16 protein-coding genes are annotated in these 17,861 nt (G+C 61.5%); 7 read left to right on the top strand and 9 right to left on the bottom strand.

Annotation, left to right across the window (positions count from 1 at the left end; all coding sequences use genetic code 11):
• Nucleotides 1–19: 19 nt before the first annotated feature.
• Nucleotides 20–748 (bottom strand): phosphatase PAP2 family protein, encoded by a 729-nt coding sequence (locus tag ACXMYO_RS10240; protein ID WP_457808634.1) that lies wholly within the window; start codon nucleotides 746–748, stop codon nucleotides 20–22.
• Nucleotides 749–926: 178 nt separating this feature from the next.
• Nucleotides 927–3,770: a valine--tRNA ligase gene (locus ACXMYO_RS10235; protein WP_457808633.1), complete on the bottom strand. Its 2,844-nt coding sequence runs from the start codon at nucleotides 3,768–3,770 to the stop codon at nucleotides 927–929.
• A 353-nt stretch (nucleotides 3,771–4,123) separates the two neighbouring features.
• Between ACXMYO_RS10235 and ACXMYO_RS10230 the strand changes: the two genes are divergently transcribed.
• Nucleotides 4,124–5,671 (top strand): methyl-accepting chemotaxis protein, encoded by a 1,548-nt coding sequence (locus tag ACXMYO_RS10230; RefSeq protein ID WP_457808632.1) that lies wholly within the window; start codon nucleotides 4,124–4,126, stop codon nucleotides 5,669–5,671.
• A gap of 90 nt (nucleotides 5,672–5,761) precedes the next feature.
• Here the strand turns inward: ACXMYO_RS10230 and ACXMYO_RS10225 are convergent, their stop codons facing one another.
• The 4 genes from ACXMYO_RS10225 to ACXMYO_RS10210 all read right to left on the bottom strand — a co-directional run bounded on the left by ACXMYO_RS10225 (nucleotide 5,762) and on the right by ACXMYO_RS10210 (nucleotide 9,797).
• Complete coding sequence (locus ACXMYO_RS10225) at nucleotides 5,762–6,193, bottom strand: DNA polymerase III subunit chi (RefSeq protein WP_457808631.1); 432 nt, start codon at nucleotides 6,191–6,193, stop codon at nucleotides 5,762–5,764.
• A gap of 2 nt (nucleotides 6,194–6,195) precedes the next feature.
• Nucleotides 6,196–6,942 (bottom strand): glucose 1-dehydrogenase, encoded by a 747-nt coding sequence (locus ACXMYO_RS10220; protein WP_457808630.1) that lies wholly within the window; start codon nucleotides 6,940–6,942, stop codon nucleotides 6,196–6,198.
• A 68-nt stretch (nucleotides 6,943–7,010) separates the two neighbouring features.
• Entirely contained in the window at nucleotides 7,011–8,114 is a 1,104-nt protein-coding gene (locus ACXMYO_RS10215) for a branched-chain amino acid aminotransferase (RefSeq protein WP_457808629.1), read from the bottom strand.
• A gap of 198 nt (nucleotides 8,115–8,312) precedes the next feature.
• On the bottom strand, nucleotides 8,313–9,797 hold the full coding sequence (locus ACXMYO_RS10210; protein WP_457808628.1) for a leucyl aminopeptidase: 1,485 nt from the start codon (nucleotides 9,795–9,797) through the stop codon (nucleotides 8,313–8,315).
• 220 nt (nucleotides 9,798–10,017) lie between these two features.
• Here ACXMYO_RS10210 and lptF point away from each other — a divergent pair, with 220 nt between their 5' ends.
• From lptF to bfr, 5 genes are all read left to right on the top strand, one after another.
• Entirely contained in the window at nucleotides 10,018–11,097 is a 1,080-nt protein-coding gene (gene lptF, locus ACXMYO_RS10205; protein WP_438764425.1) for an LPS export ABC transporter permease LptF, read from the top strand.
• Entirely contained in the window at nucleotides 11,094–12,152 is a 1,059-nt protein-coding gene (lptG, locus tag ACXMYO_RS10200; RefSeq protein WP_438764424.1) for an LPS export ABC transporter permease LptG, read from the top strand. The genes lptF and lptG overlap by 4 nt, the downstream gene beginning before the upstream one ends.
• A 173-nt stretch (nucleotides 12,153–12,325) precedes the next feature.
• Entirely contained in the window at nucleotides 12,326–13,846 is a 1,521-nt protein-coding gene (gene exaC, locus ACXMYO_RS10195; protein ID WP_457808627.1) for an acetaldehyde dehydrogenase ExaC, read from the top strand.
• Nucleotides 13,847–13,960: 114 nt separating this feature from the next.
• A complete protein-coding gene (locus ACXMYO_RS10190) occupies nucleotides 13,961–14,227 on the top strand; it encodes a (2Fe-2S)-binding protein (protein ID WP_457808626.1) in 267 nt (88 codons plus the stop codon).
• Between the two features lie 189 nt (nucleotides 14,228–14,416).
• The gene (bfr, locus tag ACXMYO_RS10185; RefSeq protein WP_438764421.1) at nucleotides 14,417–14,920 is read left to right on the top strand and encodes a bacterioferritin; all 504 of its coding nucleotides are present in this window, start codon (nucleotides 14,417–14,419) and stop codon (nucleotides 14,918–14,920) included.
• Nucleotides 14,921–15,013: 93 nt separating this feature from the next.
• Here the strand turns inward: bfr and ACXMYO_RS10180 are convergent, their stop codons facing one another.
• Genes ACXMYO_RS10180 through ACXMYO_RS10170 form a run of 3 tightly spaced genes read right to left on the bottom strand, consistent with a single transcriptional unit; the run spans nucleotide 15,014 to nucleotide 16,901 of the window.
• Entirely contained in the window at nucleotides 15,014–15,247 is a 234-nt protein-coding gene (locus ACXMYO_RS10180; protein WP_457808625.1) for a DUF1653 domain-containing protein, read from the bottom strand.
• Complete coding sequence (tcdA, locus tag ACXMYO_RS10175; protein ID WP_438764418.1) at nucleotides 15,244–16,122, bottom strand: tRNA cyclic N6-threonylcarbamoyladenosine(37) synthase TcdA; 879 nt, start codon at nucleotides 16,120–16,122, stop codon at nucleotides 15,244–15,246. The genes ACXMYO_RS10180 and tcdA overlap by 4 nt, the downstream gene beginning before the upstream one ends.
• A complete protein-coding gene (locus ACXMYO_RS10170; protein ID WP_457808624.1) occupies nucleotides 16,119–16,901 on the bottom strand; it encodes a pseudouridine synthase in 783 nt (260 codons plus the stop codon). The genes tcdA and ACXMYO_RS10170 overlap by 4 nt, the downstream gene beginning before the upstream one ends.
• 174 nt (nucleotides 16,902–17,075) lie before the next feature.
• On the opposite strand from ACXMYO_RS10170, the gene ACXMYO_RS10165 reads away from it, so the two are divergent.
• On the top strand, nucleotides 17,076–17,804 hold the full coding sequence (locus ACXMYO_RS10165; protein ID WP_457808623.1) for a Sir2 family NAD-dependent protein deacetylase: 729 nt from the start codon (nucleotides 17,076–17,078) through the stop codon (nucleotides 17,802–17,804).
• Nucleotides 17,805–17,861: the final 57 nt, after the last annotated feature.

Here is a 17,861-nt window from a genome sequence, read left to right as displayed (position 1 = left end):
AGATGGCCCGAAACCCCGGTCAATCGTGATGAATGCCCCGGTGCTGACGCCCCGGGCGTGTTGTAAGCCGTTTTGAAAGTTGCATCAGGCCGTGAACGGCGCTGGATACCACCGGGGTACACAGCAGCCAGGGCAGGGCGATCAGGGCAATCGACAGCGCCCCGACAGACACATCGCTGACCCAGTGTGCACCTACCATGATGCGAGGTGCGCAGACCAGTACGACCAGTGCCGTGGCGGTCCATGCGATCAGGCGATCGGCAAAGCGCCACATGAAGGCGGCAAAGATCATGGCCATCAGCCCATGGTCGCTGGGGAAACTGCTGGAGGCGCTGTCCTTGGCCGGCAGCGTGGTCAGATCGGACAACAGATTGACGTCATCCAGCATCGCCGTCGGGCTGGCGTGCTTGTAGGTCATGACGTTGTGGACGATGTCCTGAAAGATCAGGGCCGTGACCGTCATCACGAACCCGATCGCCCCCCACTTGAGCCAGCTGCCCCGAGGGTCGCGCTTCATGGCGATATAGAGCATCACTACCAGCAGCACGAACATCGCCTTGTCAAAGGCGCGCGTGTTCAGTGCCGCAAGAAGGCTGGTCCAGGTCGGATAGTCAGCCGTAATGAACTGATTGAAAAACCAGAAGATGGCGTCATCGACAGACGACCAGACCAGAAACTGAGGCAGCCACCAGGTTGTGACCAGGGCCACGCCCAGCAGATTGTAGAGAAGAATTCGGCGGAAGTTCATGACAGGCACGGATCGGTTATAAAACAGTGTTCATTGTAATTTAATGTTGTGTTAATAAAAAGCCGCGCGCCTTAATCGACCCATAAAACAGAGACTATTGCCCGGGACATGCCGAGGACAGATACAAAAACAGCAGGCCCGAAGGCCTGCTGTAGACAACCCTGACGGGAGGGAAGGATTACAGGGTTTCGATGGTTCGTCGCTGCGTCATCAGCGTGTCGCGGGTGGCGCGGGCCTGTTCGAGCTTGCCACGCTCCTTGTCGACCACGGCGGCGGGTGCCTTGCTCATGAAGCTGTCATTGGCGAGCTTTTTCTCGACACCATCGATGAGCTTGTCCTGCTTGTCGATATCGCGGTCGATGCGGGCAAGCTCGGCGTCGCGGTCGATATGGCCGGCCATGGGCACATGGACTTCCATCGCGCCGACACGCTGAACGCTGGCGGCCGGCACCTCTTCTGGCGCCACAAAGTGCATGCTCTCCAGACGTGCCAGCTTGCTCAGAAACAGCGCATTGTCTTCAAGGCGCTGGCGGTCGGTCTCTTCGCCGTGCGTCAGCAAAACGTCCAGCGGCTTGCCGGGGGCGATATTGAGCTCGGCGCGAATGTTGCGAATGGCAACGATCACCGATTTGACCCATTCGATATCGGCGATGGCGGCGTTATCGACAAGCGATTCATCCGCCTGCGGCCAGGGTTGAACCATGATGGAACTGCCCTGTTGCTCGATATCCACACCGGCCAGCAGCGACACCTTCTGCCAGATCTCTTCGGTGATAAACGGCATCATCGGATGGGCGAGACGCAAAATGGCCTCAAGCACGCGTACCAGCGTTCGACGCGTACCACGGCGCGCTTCAAGCGTGGCCTCGCTGTCCCACAGTACCGGCTTGGAAAGCTCCAGATACCAATCGCAGTACTCGTTCCAGACAAAGTCATACAGCGCCTGTGAGGCGTGGTCGAAGCGGAACTCCTCCAGCGCTTTGGTGACCTGAGTCTCGACCTGCTGAAGGCGCGAGACGATCCAGCGGTCCGCCAGCGACAGCGCGACTTCGCCGTCCGGGCCGCAGTCCTCGCCCTCGGTATTCATCAGCACGTAGCGCGCCGCGTTCCAGAGCTTGTTGCAGAAGTTGCGATAGCCTTCCAGACGACCCGAGTCGAATTTGACGTCCCGTCCGGTGCTGGCCAGCGACAGGAAGGTGTAGCGCAGCGCATCGGTACCGTTGGACTCGATCCCCTCGGGGAATTCCGCCCGCGTGGCCTTGGCAATCGCTTTTGCCTTCTGCGGCTGCATCATGGCGCCGGTGCGCTTTTCCAGCAGCGTGTCCAGATCAATGCCGTCGATCAGGTCGATCGGGTCGAGCACATTGCCCTTGGACTTGGACATCTTCTGGCCCTGGCCGTCGCGCACCAGCCCGTGAACATAAACCGTTTTGAACGGGACCTGGCCGGTGAACTTGAGCGTCATCATGATCATCCGGGCAACCCAGAAGAAAATGATGTCAAAGCCGGTGACCAGCGTGCTGGTCGGATGGAAGGTTTCCAGTTCCGGCGTCTTTTCAGGCCAGCCCAGCGTGCCAAAGGTCCAAAGCCCCGAGCTGAACCAGGTGTCGAGCACGTCGTCGTCCTGAATCAGGATCGTGTCCGGGGAAAGCGCGTATTTTTCACGCACCTCTTCTTCACTGCGCGCCACATAAAACCTGCCCGTCTCGTCATACCAGGCCGGAATGCGATGGCCCCACCAGAGCTGGCGGGAAATACACCAGTCCTGCAAATCGCGCATCCAAGAGAAGTACATGTTCTCGTAGCTTTTGGGCACGAAACGAATATCGCCGTTTTCCACTGCGTTGATGGCAGGTTTGGCCAGCGTCTCCACGGCCACGAACCACTGATCGGTCAGAAGCGGCTCGATCACATCACCGGAGCGGTCGCCATGGGGCAGGGTGTTGGTCACGGTTTCGACCTTTGCCAGCAGACCCTGCGCGTCCATGTCGGCCACGATCTTCTCGCGCGCCTCAAAGCGGTTCAGGCCCTGATACGCCGTGGGCAGGGCGGTGTCGATGTCATCACGCGGGGTGCCGTCCATGTTGAAGACTTCGGCGGCGTCCCGGATGCAGGCGCTTTGGGTGAAAACGTTGATCAGGGCACTGTCGTGGCGTCGGCCCACGCCATAGTCGTTGAAGTCGTGCGCCGGGGTGATCTTCACACAGCCCGAGCCCTTGTCCATGTCGGCGTGTTCGTCGGCAATCACCGGAATGCGCCGGCCCACCAGCGGCAGGGTGACGTATTTGCCGACCAGCGAGGCGTAGCGCGCATCATTCGGGTTGACCGCCACGCAGGTGTCGCCCAAAAGCGTCTCCGGACGCGTGGTGGCGACCACCAGATGGTCCAGCCCTTCGCTTGTGGTCACGCCCTCGGCCAGCGGGTAGCGAAAGTGCCAGAACTGGCCCTGCTGGTCGCGGTTTTCCACTTCCAGATCCGAGATCGCCGTGCCCAGCGTCGGATCCCAGTTGACCAGCCGCTTGCCGCGATAGATCAGCCCTTCGTCATGCAGTCGCACAAAGGCTTCGCGCACGGCGTTGGAAAACCCGTCGTCCATGGTGAAACGCTCGCGGCTCCAGTCAACGCTGGTGCCCATGCGCCGCAGCTGGCGGGTGATGTGGCCGCCGGACTCGTTTTTCCACTCCCACACCTTGTCGATGAATGCCTCGCGGCCCAGGTCGTGACGCGACTGACCGGTTTCGTGCTGCAGCTTGCGCTCGACCAGCATCTGCGTGGCGATACCGGCGTGGTCGGTGCCGATCTGCCACAGCGTGTTGTGCCCCTTCATGCGCTGATAGCGGATCAGGGTATCCATCAGCGTGTCCTGAAAGGCATGGCCCATGTGAAGACTGCCGGTCACATTGGGCGGCGGGATCATGATGGTGTAGGGCGAGCCCTGACCGGAGGGCGCGAAATAGCCTCTGGATTCCCAGTGCTGATACCAGGCGCGTTCGATCGATTCAGGCTGATAGGTTTTTTCCATGGACCGGCTCGGTTTGAAACTGTGAAGTGCTCGCGAAGATTCAGTGCCCGCGCGAGTCTGCGAAAAATGGCGCCAATTATAGCGCCGCCGGGGGGCTGCCGTCATGGCATGGTGCGGTTAAAGAATTGTTGAACAATGCCGATAATGCGCCACCGGATAATACTAAAGTCTAAAAACATGATGAGGTGGCGGTACCCGGTGAGATCGCTCCTTTCTTTGGCAGGTATTCAAGTGAGTATGCAGATATGCAGGTAACAGGGACATCACGCTCAAACCTTCTTTCGGGGCTTCGAAAGCAGACAGACCCTGCCGGAAATCAGGCGCTGACGGGAGTACCGGGCCAGCCGCAGGGCATGACCCTGCGTCGTCAGATGATGGTTGGCATGGCCATCATGTGGCTGATTCTGGTGGGCATGCTCATGGTCAATGCCTGGCAAAGCCGCGGCGTCATGTACGCCGAGCGTGAGGCGCGCCTCACCAGTGCCGTGGACATGGCAGAAAGTCTGGTGCAGCACTATCAGGCACGGGTCGAACGCGGCGAGCTGACAGAAAGCGCCGCCCGGCAGCAGGCTTTTGATGAACTGCGTGATCTTCGCTTTGATGGGGGCGACAACTATGTCTACGTCGTCAACGGCAATCTGCAGATCATGGCCCACCCCAAACGTCCCTACGGCCAGGATGTCTCCAGCGTGACCGACCCTGCCGGGCGGGCGCTGTTTCAGGATCTGGTCACTGAAGGCCGCGCCAACGGACAGGGCTTTACCGAATACCGCTCCAACTTTGCGCGCGGCGCCGAGGCGCAGCCGCGCGTCAGGGCCTTTGTCTCCCAATATCAGCCCTGGGATATTTATCTGGCCAGCGGCGTGTTCATGGGGGATGTCAACGCCACCGTGCTGGAAAACCTGATGGAATCGGCACTGGTGGTACTGATCGCGGGTGCGCTACTCACGGCCATGTTCTGGTGGGGCATGCAGCGCGTGCTGCGTCGTCTGGGTGGCGAGCCGGCGTATGCCGCAGGCGTGGTCCGACAGATTGCTGATGGTGATCTGACCGCCCCCGTGACGCTGCGTGACGGAGACCGCACCAGTCTGCTGGCCAATATTGGCAGCATGCGCGATACGCTGGCGGATTCAGTACGGGCCATTCAGACCACCACCCTGTCGGTCGATCAGGGCGCCGGTGAAATCGCCTCGGGCAATCAGGAGCTCTCCTCGCGCACCGAGCAGCAGGCTGCCGCGCTTGAAGAGACCTCATCGAGCATGGAGCAGATGACCGCCAGCGTACGCCAGAGTGCCGAAAGTGCCGATCAGGCACGGCAACTGGCCCAGCAGGCGCGTGATACCTCGCGAGAAGGCCAGCAGGCCATCGACGAGGCCGTCCAGTCGATGGCCGCGATTACCGAAGGCTCAACGAAAATTGGCGATATTGTTTCGCTGATCGACAGTATCGCGTTCCAGACCAACCTGCTGGCGCTCAACGCCTCGGTTGAGGCTGCCCGCGCCGGGGAGGAAGGGCGCGGATTTGCCGTGGTCGCCGGTGAAGTACGCCAGCTGGCCAACCGCTCGGCCTCGGCGGCGCAGGATATCAAGACGCTGATCAACACCTCGGGACAGCAGGTGGAAGAGGGCGCCCTAAGGGTGCAGTCGGCCAGTGAGCGCATGAGCGATGTCGATACGCGCATTCAGCGCATGAACGACCTGCTCAGTGACATTGCCGCCGGTGCCCGCGAGCAGAGCAGTGGCATTGAACAGATCAATCAGGCCGTCAGTCAGATGGATCAGTCTACCCAGCACAACGCCGCGCTGGTGGAGCAGACCGCTGCTGCAGCCGGAGAGCTTGAAGGGCGCGCGCAGGAGCTTCGTGAATTCACGCGCCGTTTCAGGGTAGAGCATCAGCACTGAGACGCTGCCAGTTCAGACCGTCTGGAACAGGCACAATAAAGAGGGGCCGGCAATCGCCGGCCCCTTGTAATGAGACGGCACCTGTCGTCATCAACTGTTGATGTGGTGCGCCTTCACCTCATAGCCACGACTTTTGTAGGTCTGCCAGCACGCACGCTTGGCGCTGAGCACTTCCTGATGCTGATTGATGATTTCGGCGACACGCTCGAAACGCGAAAACCAGGCCGGGATGGCCGCATTGAGATTCAAAAGTGCCTCGATACCCGGGTCGGGCGGAGTCTCCCATCCCAGCGTGACCGGCGCCGGCGGCAAGCTCTGATCATCGATGAGCACGTGCGGCACGAAGGCGTCCCGGCGAAAGATCCACAGCCGATCATCAAACTCGCGGGCCATGGCTTCATCTTCGAGATGCACGTGCAGCCGATAGCCCTTGCGGTAGATGGTCTCGGCCAGCCGACAGGCAAAGTCGAATCGGGCCTCAAGGGTCGTGGCCGAGAGCACATAGAAATCGATGCGGGTCATGCTCAGACGCCGCCGTCGATGTCCAGACGCGCCCCGGTCGTAAAGGAGGCCTCATCGCTGGCCAGCCACAGGATGCCGTTGGCGATCTCGTCGGCATTGCCGGCACGCCCCATGGGAATGCTCTTGCTCGATTTTTCCGGCTTGTCCGGGTTGCCGCCGCTGGCATGAATCTCTGTGTTGACCACGCCCGGCCGCACGCCGTTGACACGAATACCTTCACCCGCCAGCTCCTTGGCAAGGCCTTCGGTAAAGGTGTCGATCGCGCCCTTGGAGGCGGCATAGTCCACGTATTCTCCCGAGCCGCCGCGATGGGCTGCCGCCGAGGAGATATTGATGATGGCGCCGCCCTTGCCGCCATGACGGGTCGACATGCGCTTGATCGCCTCGCGCGCGCAGATGAACGGACCGGTCACGTTGATACGCATCATGCGGTCCACACGCTCAAAGCTCATCTCCTCTACACGCGAGATCTGATCGACGATGCCGGCATTGTTGACCAGCACGTTCACCGGGCCCAGCTCGCGATCAACCGTCTCGAAAAGCGCCACGATATCGGCTTCCACGGCCATGTCGGCCTGTACCGCCACGGCCCGGCCACCGGCTGCGGTAATGTCGTTGACGACCTGGTCGGCGGCGTCACGGTTGCTGACGTAGTTGACGGCCACCTGATAGCCGCGGGCGGCGGCCAGACGGGCAGTAGCGGCACCGATACCACGGCTGCCGCCGGTCACGATCATGACGTTGCTCATTGAAGCTCTCCTGTAGGGTAAGGCAGGCGTTAATGCAAAACGCCGCCCGCAGGCGGCGTCAAAACGGCTCAGGCCAGACGGGTCAGCCAGCCATGACGGTCTTCAACGCGACCGTACTGAATATCGAGCAGCTGCTTGCGGATCGACCTGCCGACCTCGCCGCCATTGCCGCTGCTGCAGCTTAGACGGTCATTGTCGCTGACCAGCTCACCGATGGGCGTGATGACGGCGGCGGTACCACAGGCGAACACTTCGGTGATCTCGCCGGAATGAATCCCGTCGCGCCATTCATTGATGCTGATGGCACGCTCCTCGGGCTTGAGCCCGGCATCGGCGGCCAGCTGCAGGACCGAGTCGCGAGTAACGCCTTCAAGAATGGTGCCGGTCAGGGCCGGGGTCACGATGCGCCCGTCCTTGAACACGAAAAACAGGTTCATGCCGCCAAGCTCCTCGACCCACTTGTTCTCGACGGCGTCCAGAAACGCCACCTGGTCGCAGCCGTGGGCTTCGGCTTCCTTCTGGGCGGCAAGCGATGCGGCGTAGTTGCCGCCGCACTTGGCAAAGCCGGTGCCGCCGGGCGCGGCGCGGTTGTAGTTCGAGGAAAGCCAGATCGAGACCGGCTTGACGCCGCCCTTGAAGTACGCCGCCGCCGGCGAGGCGATCACGTAGTAATCGACCTCCTTTGACGGACGCACGCCCAGAAACTTCTCGCTGGCAATCATGAAGGGGCGCAGATAGAGACTGGATTCCTCGGCCTCAGAGGCGGGCGTGGGCACCCAGTCGACGTCCTGGCTGACCAGCGCCTTGAGCGAGGCAATGAAAGTATCGGCATCGAGTTCCGGCAGGGCCAGACGGCGTGCCGAGGCCTGAAAACGGGCCGCGTTCTTCTCCGGCCGGAAGGTCCAGACCGAGCCGTCGGCGTGGCGATAGGCCTTGACCCCTTCAAAGATCTCCTGGGCGTAATGCAAAACCGACGCTGCCGGGTCCAGCGTCAGCGGTCCGTAGGGGCGTACCTCACCACCGCCCCAGCCGTCGGCATGGGTCCAGCGCACGTGCACCATGTGGTCGGTAAAATAGCGGCCGAAACCGGGGTTTTTCAGGATCTCGTCACGCTGACCGGCGTCGGTGGGCGTAGTCGTGGGGCGAAGCTCAAGGCCTTGAGAGGAAGACACGATTCGGATTCTCCGTTCGTACGGTGGCCAGGCGAGAAGTACACATCGCTGTCGATCATCGGCAACGGCGTATCCGATAACGCTGGTCCGACAGATGATTAAGGGAAACGTCAGAAACAGGGTATCAAGAATGACACAGGCGCCCTGCGCCAATAAAGCCCGCCGCGAGGCGACGGGCGCAGGGCACTCTGGACACGATCAGTCGTTCGCACGTGAGAGCAGGTATTCGCTCAAAAGCCCGACCGGTCGACCGGTGCCGCCCTTTTTGCCATCCCAGGCGGTGCCGGCGACATCCAGATGCGCCCAGGCGTAGCCTTCGGCAAAGCGCGACAGAAAACAGGCTGCGGTAATGGTGCCGGCCGGTCGGCCACCAAGATTGGACAAATCGGCGTATTCGGAATCGAGCTGGCTTTGATAGTCGTCCCACAGCGGCAGTTGCCAGGCGCGGTCCCAGGCGGTGGTGCCCGCCGTCAGAAGCTGCTGCGCCAGAGTGTCATCGTTGGCCAGCAGCGCCGTGGTCTGATGGCCCAGGGCCACGATACAGGCGCCGGTCAGGGTGGCGATATCCACCACCGAGGCGGGCTTGTAGCGCTCGGCATAGGTCAGGGCGTCGCACAGCACCAGCCGGCCTTCGGCGTCGGTGTTGAGCACCTCGACGGTCAGCCCCTTGAGCGTGGTGATGATGTCACCGGGCTTGAAGGCTCTGGCGTCCGGCATGTTTTCGGCCGAGGCGATAATGGCGACCACGTTGATCTTCGGCTTCAGCTCGATAAGGGCCTTCATGGTACCCATGACGCTGGCGGCGCCGCCCATGTCGAACTTCATCTCGTCCATGTTGGCACCGCCCTTGATCGAGATGCCGCCGCTGTCAAAGGTGATGCCCTTGCCAACCAGTACGTGGGGCGCTTCCTCGGGGTCGTCGGCGCCCTGATACTCCATCACGATCAGACGCGAGGGCTCGTCGCTGCCCTGGCCCACGGCCAGAATGGCACCGGCGCCCATGGTCTCGAGCGCCTTTTCGTCATGAATGGTGACCTTGAAATCACCCTGTGAGCCGAGCTTTTCGGCCTCGTCGGCCAGATAGCGCGGCGTGCAGACGTTGCCCGGCAGATTGCCCAGCTCCCGGGCCAGATTGATGCCGGCACCGATACCGGCCCCGATGCGGGCACCCGCCTCGGCACCGGCAGCGTCACCGGCATCGCTGACCATCAGTGACAGCCGGGTCAGTGCAATCGGCGGGCGCTTTTTCGATTTGAAGGTGTCAAAGCGGTAGGTGGCGCGCAGGGTGGCCTCGGCAATCATGCGCGCCTTCCAGACGACGTCCTGCGGTCCGTTTTCCCGGTCCAGCATGGCGATGGCGGCATTTTCAACCGGCAGGGACAAAAGCACGCCAAAGGCGGCGTCGAGCACCTTTCGAAAGGCACCTTCATTGAACGCTCTGGTTTCACCGCAGCCCACCAGCAAAAGGCGGGCTGTGTTCAGACCGGGGGCAAAGGGGACCAGCTGCGTGCTGGCGGTCACCGGGTCGAAGTCGCCCCGTTCCATGAGCTGTGTGATCAGACGCTCGCTGGCGTCGTCCAGGCGCTCGCTGGCGGGGGGCAAATCACCGCCCTTGAACACCGGCACGATAATGCAGTCGGTTTCACAGCGGGCCGGGTTGGCGGTGAGCACGGGAAATTCCATGGTGTCTCCCCAAGACAATACGGTGGGTATTAGTGATAATGGCTGTTTTGAACAGACACGTCGTCGAGTACGGTAAACGGCTGATCGACGCGTTGAACAGGTGGGTCCGAACAGGCCTTCAGTGTACGCAAACCCCTGCGCCATTGCATGGTCAGGCGTTGCCTTGCAGAAGATGCATCGGAAACGATCGCTCGATATTGATGTATGAGGGAGTCTGCGCTTGATCGTTTTTCGCTACTTGATTCGTGAAATACTGACCACGATGAGTGCCGTGACCGGCATTTTGTTGCTGGTCATCATGGGCAATCGGTTCATTCGTTATTTCAGCGATGTCGCTGAAGGGGACTTCCCGGCCAGCCTTCTGGGCAGCCTGATGCTGTTTCATCTGCCCAGCTTCCTCCAGCTGATTTTGCCGCTGGCCTTTTTTCTGGGCATTTTGCTGGCCTACGGGCAGCTCTATCTCAACAGCGAAATGACCGTGCTGGCAGCCTGCGGTGTCAGTCCTTCCCGCATTCTGGGCGCCTCGTGCTGGCCGGCGCTTTTAATGGCCTGTGTGGTCGGCGCCTGCAGTTTGTGGCTGACGCCGGCCGGGCTGATCCAGAACGAAAGAACGCTGACCGAGCAGCAGGAGCGGGCCGATTTCAGCGCGCTCACGCCCGGGCGCTTTCAAAAGCTTGGCGATCGCACCATCTATGCCGAGCGCGTCGAGCAGGGCAGCAGCCGGATGGAAAACGTCTTTATTGCCGAGCAGACCCGCAACGAGCAGGGCCAGCGAGTGGACGTCCTGACCCGGGGCGAGAGTGGCTATCAAACCACCGATCCGGACAGCGAAAGCCGTTTTCTGGTGCTCTCCGATGGCACTCGTGAAAACGTCAGGCCCGGCAGCCCGGTCGCCGAGCGTCTGGTGTTTAAGACCTACGCCGCCCGACTGGAAAACGGTACGGCACAGATGGATGTCGACGATGTCGAGCTTCAGCCCACCTGGCGCCTTCTGGGCGATGACAGTGACGAGGCGCGCGCGGCGCTTCAGTGGCGGATCTCGCTGGCATTGATGGTGCCAATCCTGACCCTGATCGCGCTGCCATTGTCGCGGGCCAATCCGCGCCAGGGGCGCTTTGCCAAGATGATGCCGGCCATCATTTTGTATGTGGCCTACATGAGTCTGTTGCTGGCCGCACAGGATGCTGTGAGCAGCGGCAGTCTTGCAGCCGGTATCGGTTTGTGGCCCATCCACGTGGTCTTTGCCCTGATCGGGGCCTGGCTTTTGTATCGCAGTAGCCGCCATGGAGGGACGCGATGATGTTCAATCAGCTTGATCGTTACATCGCGCGCAACGTTCTCATGGGCATGCTGATCGTGCACCTCATCATTCTGGGGCTCGATTTTACTATCAGCTTCATCAATGACCTGGGCGATACCGAGGGCAACTACGGCACCCTGCAGGTTCTGATGTATGGCGTCATTCGCCTGCCCTGGCGCTTTTATCAGTATGCGCCGGTCAGCGTGCTGATCGGCTCGCTGGTGGGGCTCGGAGCGATGGCTTCCAGCAACGAGCTGACGGTCATGCGCTCGGCCGGCTTTTCTCTGTGGCGCATTCTGCTCGGGGTCATGAAGCCGCTGGTGGTGGTGGTGCTGGTGATCATGGCCATGGGCGAGTTTGCCGCGCCCCGCACCGAAATGTTTGGCCAGGCCTGGCGTACCGAGCTGCAGGAGGGCAACGCCATCTCCCGTCGCGGCGGCTGGCAGCGTGAAGGCGAAAGCTATTACCGCTTCGGCTCGATTCGCTCGGACAATACACTGCTGGACGTCAACCGCTTTCGCTATGACGACGACCGGCTGGTAGAGGCAACCCACGCCTCGCGGGCGGTCCTGGAGGGCGATGAGTGGACGCTGGAGGACGTGGATCGCACCCTGATCCATGAGGATGCCACGGAGTCGGCGCATTTCGACCGGCTCGAGTGGGACACCTCGCTGGATCCAGAGCTTTTGCGGTTGATCATCACCGATCGCGACAGCCAGTCGATCGAGGATCTCTGGCGCTACGGGCGCTATCTCAACGAGCAGGGCATCAGCGCCACCGATACCTGGCTCTATTTCTGGCAGAAGGTGCTGCTGCCGCTGACGCTGGCCTCGCTGGTGATCATTGCGGCCTCGTTCATTTTCGGGCCGCTGAGAAGCGTCGCGGCAGGCACGCGGGTGTTTTACGGCACGGTCGTCGGGCTGGTCTTCAAGTATGTTCAGGACCTGCTGGGACCGGCGGCGACCATCTTCGGGTTTTCGCCCATCTGGGCCATTTTAGTGCCCATGGCCGTGTGTTATGGCCTTGGCTTCTGGCTGCTGCGCCGCGCCGGCTGACTCGCCGCCAGTCTCCGGCATTGTCTATACGCCCTGAAGCAAGCGCTTCGGGGCGTTTTGCGTCCACCCGACGTGTTGGACCAATAGCCGTTTGTTGCGCTGTCGTCACAGTGCCAGAGTGAAAGAGCAGAACACATCCTTCGACCGCTACCCTGATTCTCTGGAGGTGACAGATGCAATACGCCAGACCCGGCAGTTCAGACGCCCTCGTACACTTTCGCGACCGCTATGACAATTTTATCGGTGGTGAGTGGTGCGCCCCGCACGATGGCCGCTATATGGACAACGTGACGCCGGTCACCGGCGAGGTGTTCTGTCAGGTGCCGCGATCGGGGCGCGAGGATATCGACCGCGCCGTGAAGGCCGCACAGAAGGCCGCGCCCGGCTGGGCCGCCACATCACCTGCCGAGCGTGCCGGTGTCCTGCTTAAAATCGCCGATCGCATCGAGGACAACCTCGAGATGCTCGCCGTGGCCGAAACCTGGGACAACGGCAAGCCGATCCGGGAATGTCTGGCGGCCGATCTGCCCCTGCTCGTGGATCATTTTCGCTACTTTGCCGGCTGCATTCGCGCCCAGGAGGGCGGCATCAGCGAAATCGACAGCGAGACGGTGGCCTATCACTACCACGAGCCCTATGGCGTGGTGGGGCAGATCATCCCCTGGAATTTCCCGCTGCTGATGGCCGGCTGGAAGCTGGCCCCGGCGCTGGTGGCCGGTAACTGTAGCGTGTTGAAGCCTGCCGAACAGACGCCGGCCTCCATCTGCGTACTGATGGAGCTGATTGGTGATCTGCTGCCGCCGGGCGTTTTGAACGTGGTCCAGGGCATCGGCGAGGAGGCCGGGGAGGCGCTGGCGACCCATCCGGGCATTCAGAAAATCGCCTTTACCGGCTCCACGCCAGTGGGCAGTCACATCATGTCCCGGGCGGCCGAGCGCATCATTCCGGCCACGCTGGAGCTGGGCGGCAAATCGCCCAACATCTATTTCGAAGACGTACTCGATCACGGTGATGCCTATATCGACAAGTGCGTCGAAGGGCTGATGATGACGTTTCTCAACCAGGGCGAGGTCTGCACCTGCCCGTCACGAGCGCTGATTCATGAATCCGTCTATGACACGCTGATCTCGCGCGCCGTGGAACGGGCCAAACGACTGAAGTCGGGCAACCCGCTGGATACCGACACCGAGATGGGGGCCCAGGTCTCGAAGGAGCAGTTCGACAAGATCCTCTCCTACATGGAGATCGGGCGCGACGAGGGCGCCGAGCTGCTGCTGGGCGGCGAGCGCGCCTCGGTCGAAAGCGATTACGAAAACGGCTTTTACGTGCAGCCCACGATCTTCAAGGGGCGCAACGACATGCGCATCTTTCAGGAGGAAATTTTCGGCCCCACGCTGTCGGTGACGACCTTTAAAACCGAAGAAGAGGCCCTGGCGATCGCCAACGATACCGAATTCGGCCTGGGTGCCGGTGTCTGGACGCGTGACATGAACCGTGCCTATCGCATGGGACGCGCCATTCAGGCTGGCCGCGTGTGGACCAACTGCTATCACCAGTATCCGGCGCATGCCGCCTTCGGGGGCTACAAGAAATCCGGCATCGGGCGGGAGACCCATCTGGCGGTGCTGGGCAACTATCAGCAGATCAAGTGCCAGTTGATTTCCTATAGCGACAGCCCAGCCGGTCTGTACTGAATACGATCTTTATCTATCAGGGAGCGACTTCGGTCGCTCCTTTTTTATGGCCTCACCACTTTAGAGATTGACGCGAATGAAAATGTTTCGCATATTGCACCGATGCAATCTCTTATGAGAATCATTTGTATTCTCTTTGCGGTGGGGGTCACCATGTTTGTATGCATGTGCAAGAAGGTCACGGACGGGCAGTTAAAGCAGGCGGTGGCGCTGGGCGCGTCGAGCTGGGAAGACGTTTCCCGGGCAACGCAGTGTGCCACCCAGTGTGGCAAGTGCGCCTGTCTTGCTCAGGAGATTGTCGACGAGGCCCTTTTGAGTCGCCACATGACGCAGCACATTCCGGCCCGCCACTTTGATGAGCTGGCCTACGCCGCGCGATGACAGGTCTGCCCAGGCAGGGGTTGCAGCAATCCTGATTGCTAACTGTTTGAATTATCTTGTGATAATGGCTCTCATTGAGCCTTTTTTTGTGTTTTTCCAGTCGAAATCCCTGCGCGTTTGATGGATACTGCCTCCACAGGCGGACGCAGGTTTCGGCGACCGCCATGACCACTGATGGCGGAGAAACACATGAAAGGCGATCCTCAGGTTATCGAGCACCTCAACAAAATCCTTGGCAATGAGCTTGTTGCCATCAACCAGTATTTCCTGCATGCCCGCATGTATCGCAACTGGGGTCTGCATGCCCTGAACGACTGGGAATACAAGGAATCGATCGAAGAGATGCAGCATGCCGATATCCTCATCGAGCGCATTCTGTTTCTCGATGGTCTGCCCAACCTGCAGGATCTGGGCAAGCTGCACATCGGCGAGCACGTTCAGGAAATGCTGGAGTGTGATCTGCGCATCGAGCATGAAGGTCGCGATGACCTGATCAAGGCCATTCGCCACTGCGAGTCCGTGGCCGATTATCCCACCAGCGAGATGCTCAAAAAGATTCTGGCCGAAGAAGAAGAACACATCGACATCATCGAAACCGAGCTGCACCTGCTCGAGCAGGTCGGGCTGGAAAACTACAAGCAGCGTCAGATGCGCCCGGCCAACGAGCGCGAAGAGGGCGAAACCGCGACCTGAGTCGATGGTTTTGCGCACGCATGACAGCGGGCCGCCTTTGGGCGGCCCGCTGGCGTTTGAGGGCTTGAAAGCCCCGGGCGTTGCTCAAAAGCGCTAGCAGGGCCGGATCAGCGAAAAGCGCGCCACCGGCTCTCCGTCGATCTCGACGTTTTCGCGAAACATGGCAAGCGGTCTGACCCAAAGACCGAATTCGCCGTAAAGCGCGCGATACACCACCAGCGCCTCTTCGGTCTCGCTGTGATGCGCCACCCCCAGCACTTCGTAGTCGCTGCCCTTGTAGTGTCGATAGACGCCGGGTGTGACGGCGTGTTCGTGTTCTCGTTTCATGCAGGCTCCTGAGTGGCAGGTTCGGCATCGTCATCGACGTGGCCGGTATCGAGGCCGGTTCGAATGACACGCTCAATGGCGTGCCCGACGGCGGCAAAGCCGAAGGCACCGGTGACGAAGGTGGCAGAACCATAGCCGGCGCTGCAGCCCAGTCTCAGGGCGTCACCGTCGCCCGGTTTCGTATTGCATACCTCACCGGCGCCGTCCGGGTAGCGCCGCTGTTCGGGGGAAAAGACGCAGGCCACCGAAAACCGGCGCTTGGGATTACGGCTGAAGCCGTAGTCGCGTCGCAGCCGGCTGCGTACCTTCGCAAGCAGCGGGTCATGCTCGGTGCGGGTCAGATCGGCGGTCACGATGCGGGTCGGGTCGGTCAGGCCGCCGGCACCGCCGGTCACGGTCAGACCGATCTTTCGGCGCTTGCAGTAATGGATCAGCGCACACTTGGCGCCCACGTGGTCGATGGCATCGATCACGTGGTCGGTATCGTGGGGCAGCATGCGCTCGATATTGTCCGGCGTGATAAAGCCCGAAATGGGCTCGACCTGTACCCATGGGTTGATCAGTCGGCAGCGCTCGGCCATGACCTCGACCTTCGGGCGGCCGATGGTGCCATCAAGGGCGTGGAGCTGGCGGTTGATGTTGGTCGTGCAGACATCGTCAAGGTCGATCAGGCTGATGCGCTCAAACCCCGAGCGCGCCAGCGCCTCGACGCTCCAGCTGCCCACGCCGCCGATTCCGATGACCACCACGTGGGCACGACGCAGGCGCTCGATGCCCGTATGGCCATAAAGACGGCGCATGCCGTCAAAGCGGGCCGCGAAATCGGCCTCGTGCCGGGCGGCGTTCAGACTCTCGGCGCTGGCTGAATCGCTCATGATGCGGCGTTTCTCCTGTCAGGCGTGTCGGGCATGTCCTGCCACTGTATTTGATTGACGGGGCAGTGACCGGCCCAGCCGAATCGATCCATCAGCGCAGCCATGTCCGCTTCCACGGCGGCACTTGCCCTGAGTCTTTGCTCGCAGGCCGGATGGTAAAACTCGAGCGTGACGGCCGCCAGCAGCAGGCGCCCGGCGTCGAAGTTGTCGCGAAAAAAGCGGTTGTGAATGCCCTTGCCATGCCGGGCATCGCCAATAATGGGATAGCCGCCCCGGCTCAGGTGACGACGGATCTGATGGCGCCGCCCGGTGGTGGGGGTCACCGACATCAGGGAGTAGCGGCTGGTCGGGTAGCGGTCGATGGCGACCGGCAGCTCCACGCTGTCCAGGCGCCTGACATGGGTCAGCGCGTCCATGGCCGGCATTTCGGCCTTGGGGCGCTTGCCGTCCTCCTCGCGCAGCGCCCAGTCATAGGTGGCCGTTTCGGGGCCGATGCCGCGCACGACGGCCAGATAGCGCTTTTGTACCTGCTGGTGCTGGAACTGGTGGCCCAGGGCGGTCGCCATCTCGGGCGTCAGAGCGAAGAGCAACGCGCCCGAGGTCGGGCGGTCCAGCCGGTGAACCGGGTAGACGTGCTGGCCCAGCTGGTTGCGCAGGGCCTGCAGCATGACCACCGGCGCGTGCCGGTCCAGCGCGCTGCGGTGGACCAGAGCGCCGGAGGGCTTGTGGACGACCACCAGGTGGTCGTCGCGATAAATCACGGGTATGGGCGTGGTCATTGAACTGTCGTGGCCGGGCATCAGTCGCTATTGTCGGCAATTGCATGGCCCGATGTACAGGGCCGGGATGGCGCGATGAAAGGACTCTGTTAAAATCGCGGCGCCATTGGCAGCGCCCTGACCAGGGCCGTATCGGTGGCACTGCTGCGGGCATATCTTCATGAGGGAAAGCACATGGCTCACCTGGTCGTTCTCACCGGTGCCGGTATCAGCGCCGAAAGCGGTATCAAGACCTTTCGCGATGGCGATGGTCTCTGGGAGAACCATCACGTCGAGGATGTGGCAACGCCCGAGGGCTGGGCACGTGACCCAAACACCGTGCTGCGCTTTTACAACGAGCGCCGCGCTCAGGTGCGCGCGGCCCGGCCCAATGCCGCTCATCTGGCGCTGGCCGAGCTCGAGACGCACTTTCGGGTCAGCATCATTACCCAGAATATTGACGATCTGCACGAGCGTGCCGGCTCCCGCGATGTGCTGCACCTGCACGGCGAGCTTTTAAAGGCGCGCTCCAGCCGCAACCCCAGACTGGTCTATCGCCTCGGTGAGGACGAGAGCATCGAAATGGGCGACTGCTGTGACGACGGCGCTCAGCTGCGCCCGCACGTGGTCTGGTTCGGGGAAAATGTCCCGCTGTATGCCACCGCCTGCGATATCGTGGCAGAGGCCGATCTCTTGCTGATCGTGGGCACATCGCTGGCGGTCACCCCGGCCTCGATGCTGATGGATGAGGCGCCGATCGAGGCCCCGCGCGTACTGGTTGATCCCGGGGCGCGCGAGCTGGCCGTACGAGGCGTGGTGCCGCTGGCCACCAGCGCCACTGAAGGGGTCTCCCGCCTGCGCGATTTCTGGTCACAACATGGCCGTCTGCTCAAGCCCGATCCTGACGCGCTGCTGTCGTCCTGAGACTCTGATCGAGCCCTACGACACCGCGCGATTTTCGAGCGTTTCCCATCGCCGGGA

It is taken from the genome of Kushneria sp. EE4 (assembly GCF_977968315.1).
This window is presented reverse-complemented; position numbering and strand designations above follow the sequence as displayed.

Bases quoted from the DNA above. Each gene is read 5' to 3' on its own strand.
- ACXMYO_RS10180 (WP_457808625.1), bottom strand. From the start codon at position 15,247: ATGAAACGAGAACACGAACACGCCGTCACACCCGGCGTCTATCGACAC.
- ACXMYO_RS10170 (WP_457808624.1), bottom strand. From the start codon at position 16,901: ATGACCACGCCCATACCCGTGATTTATCGCGACGACCACCTGGTGGTC.
- ACXMYO_RS10240 (WP_457808634.1), bottom strand. From the start codon at position 748: ATGAACTTCCGCCGAATTCTTCTCTACAATCTGCTGGGCGTGGCCCTG.
- exaC (WP_457808627.1), top strand. From the start codon at position 12,326: ATGCAATACGCCAGACCCGGCAGTTCAGACGCCCTCGTACACTTTCGC.
- bfr (WP_438764421.1), top strand. From the start codon at position 14,417: ATGAAAGGCGATCCTCAGGTTATCGAGCACCTCAACAAAATCCTTGGC.
- ACXMYO_RS10235 (WP_457808633.1), bottom strand. From the start codon at position 3,770: ATGGAAAAAACCTATCAGCCTGAATCGATCGAACGCGCCTGGTATCAG.
- ACXMYO_RS10190 (WP_457808626.1), top strand. From the start codon at position 13,961: ATGAGAATCATTTGTATTCTCTTTGCGGTGGGGGTCACCATGTTTGTA.
- lptG (WP_438764424.1), top strand. From the start codon at position 11,094: ATGATGTTCAATCAGCTTGATCGTTACATCGCGCGCAACGTTCTCATG.
- ACXMYO_RS10220 (WP_457808630.1), bottom strand. From the start codon at position 6,942: ATGAGCAACGTCATGATCGTGACCGGCGGCAGCCGTGGTATCGGTGCC.
- ACXMYO_RS10210 (WP_457808628.1), bottom strand. From the start codon at position 9,797: ATGGAATTTCCCGTGCTCACCGCCAACCCGGCCCGCTGTGAAACCGAC.
- ACXMYO_RS10225 (WP_457808631.1), bottom strand. From the start codon at position 6,193: ATGACCCGCATCGATTTCTATGTGCTCTCGGCCACGACCCTTGAGGCC.
- tcdA (WP_438764418.1), bottom strand. From the start codon at position 16,122: ATGAGCGATTCAGCCAGCGCCGAGAGTCTGAACGCCGCCCGGCACGAG.
- ACXMYO_RS10165 (WP_457808623.1), top strand. From the start codon at position 17,076: ATGGCTCACCTGGTCGTTCTCACCGGTGCCGGTATCAGCGCCGAAAGC.
- ACXMYO_RS10230 (WP_457808632.1), top strand. From the start codon at position 4,124: ATGACCCTGCGTCGTCAGATGATGGTTGGCATGGCCATCATGTGGCTG.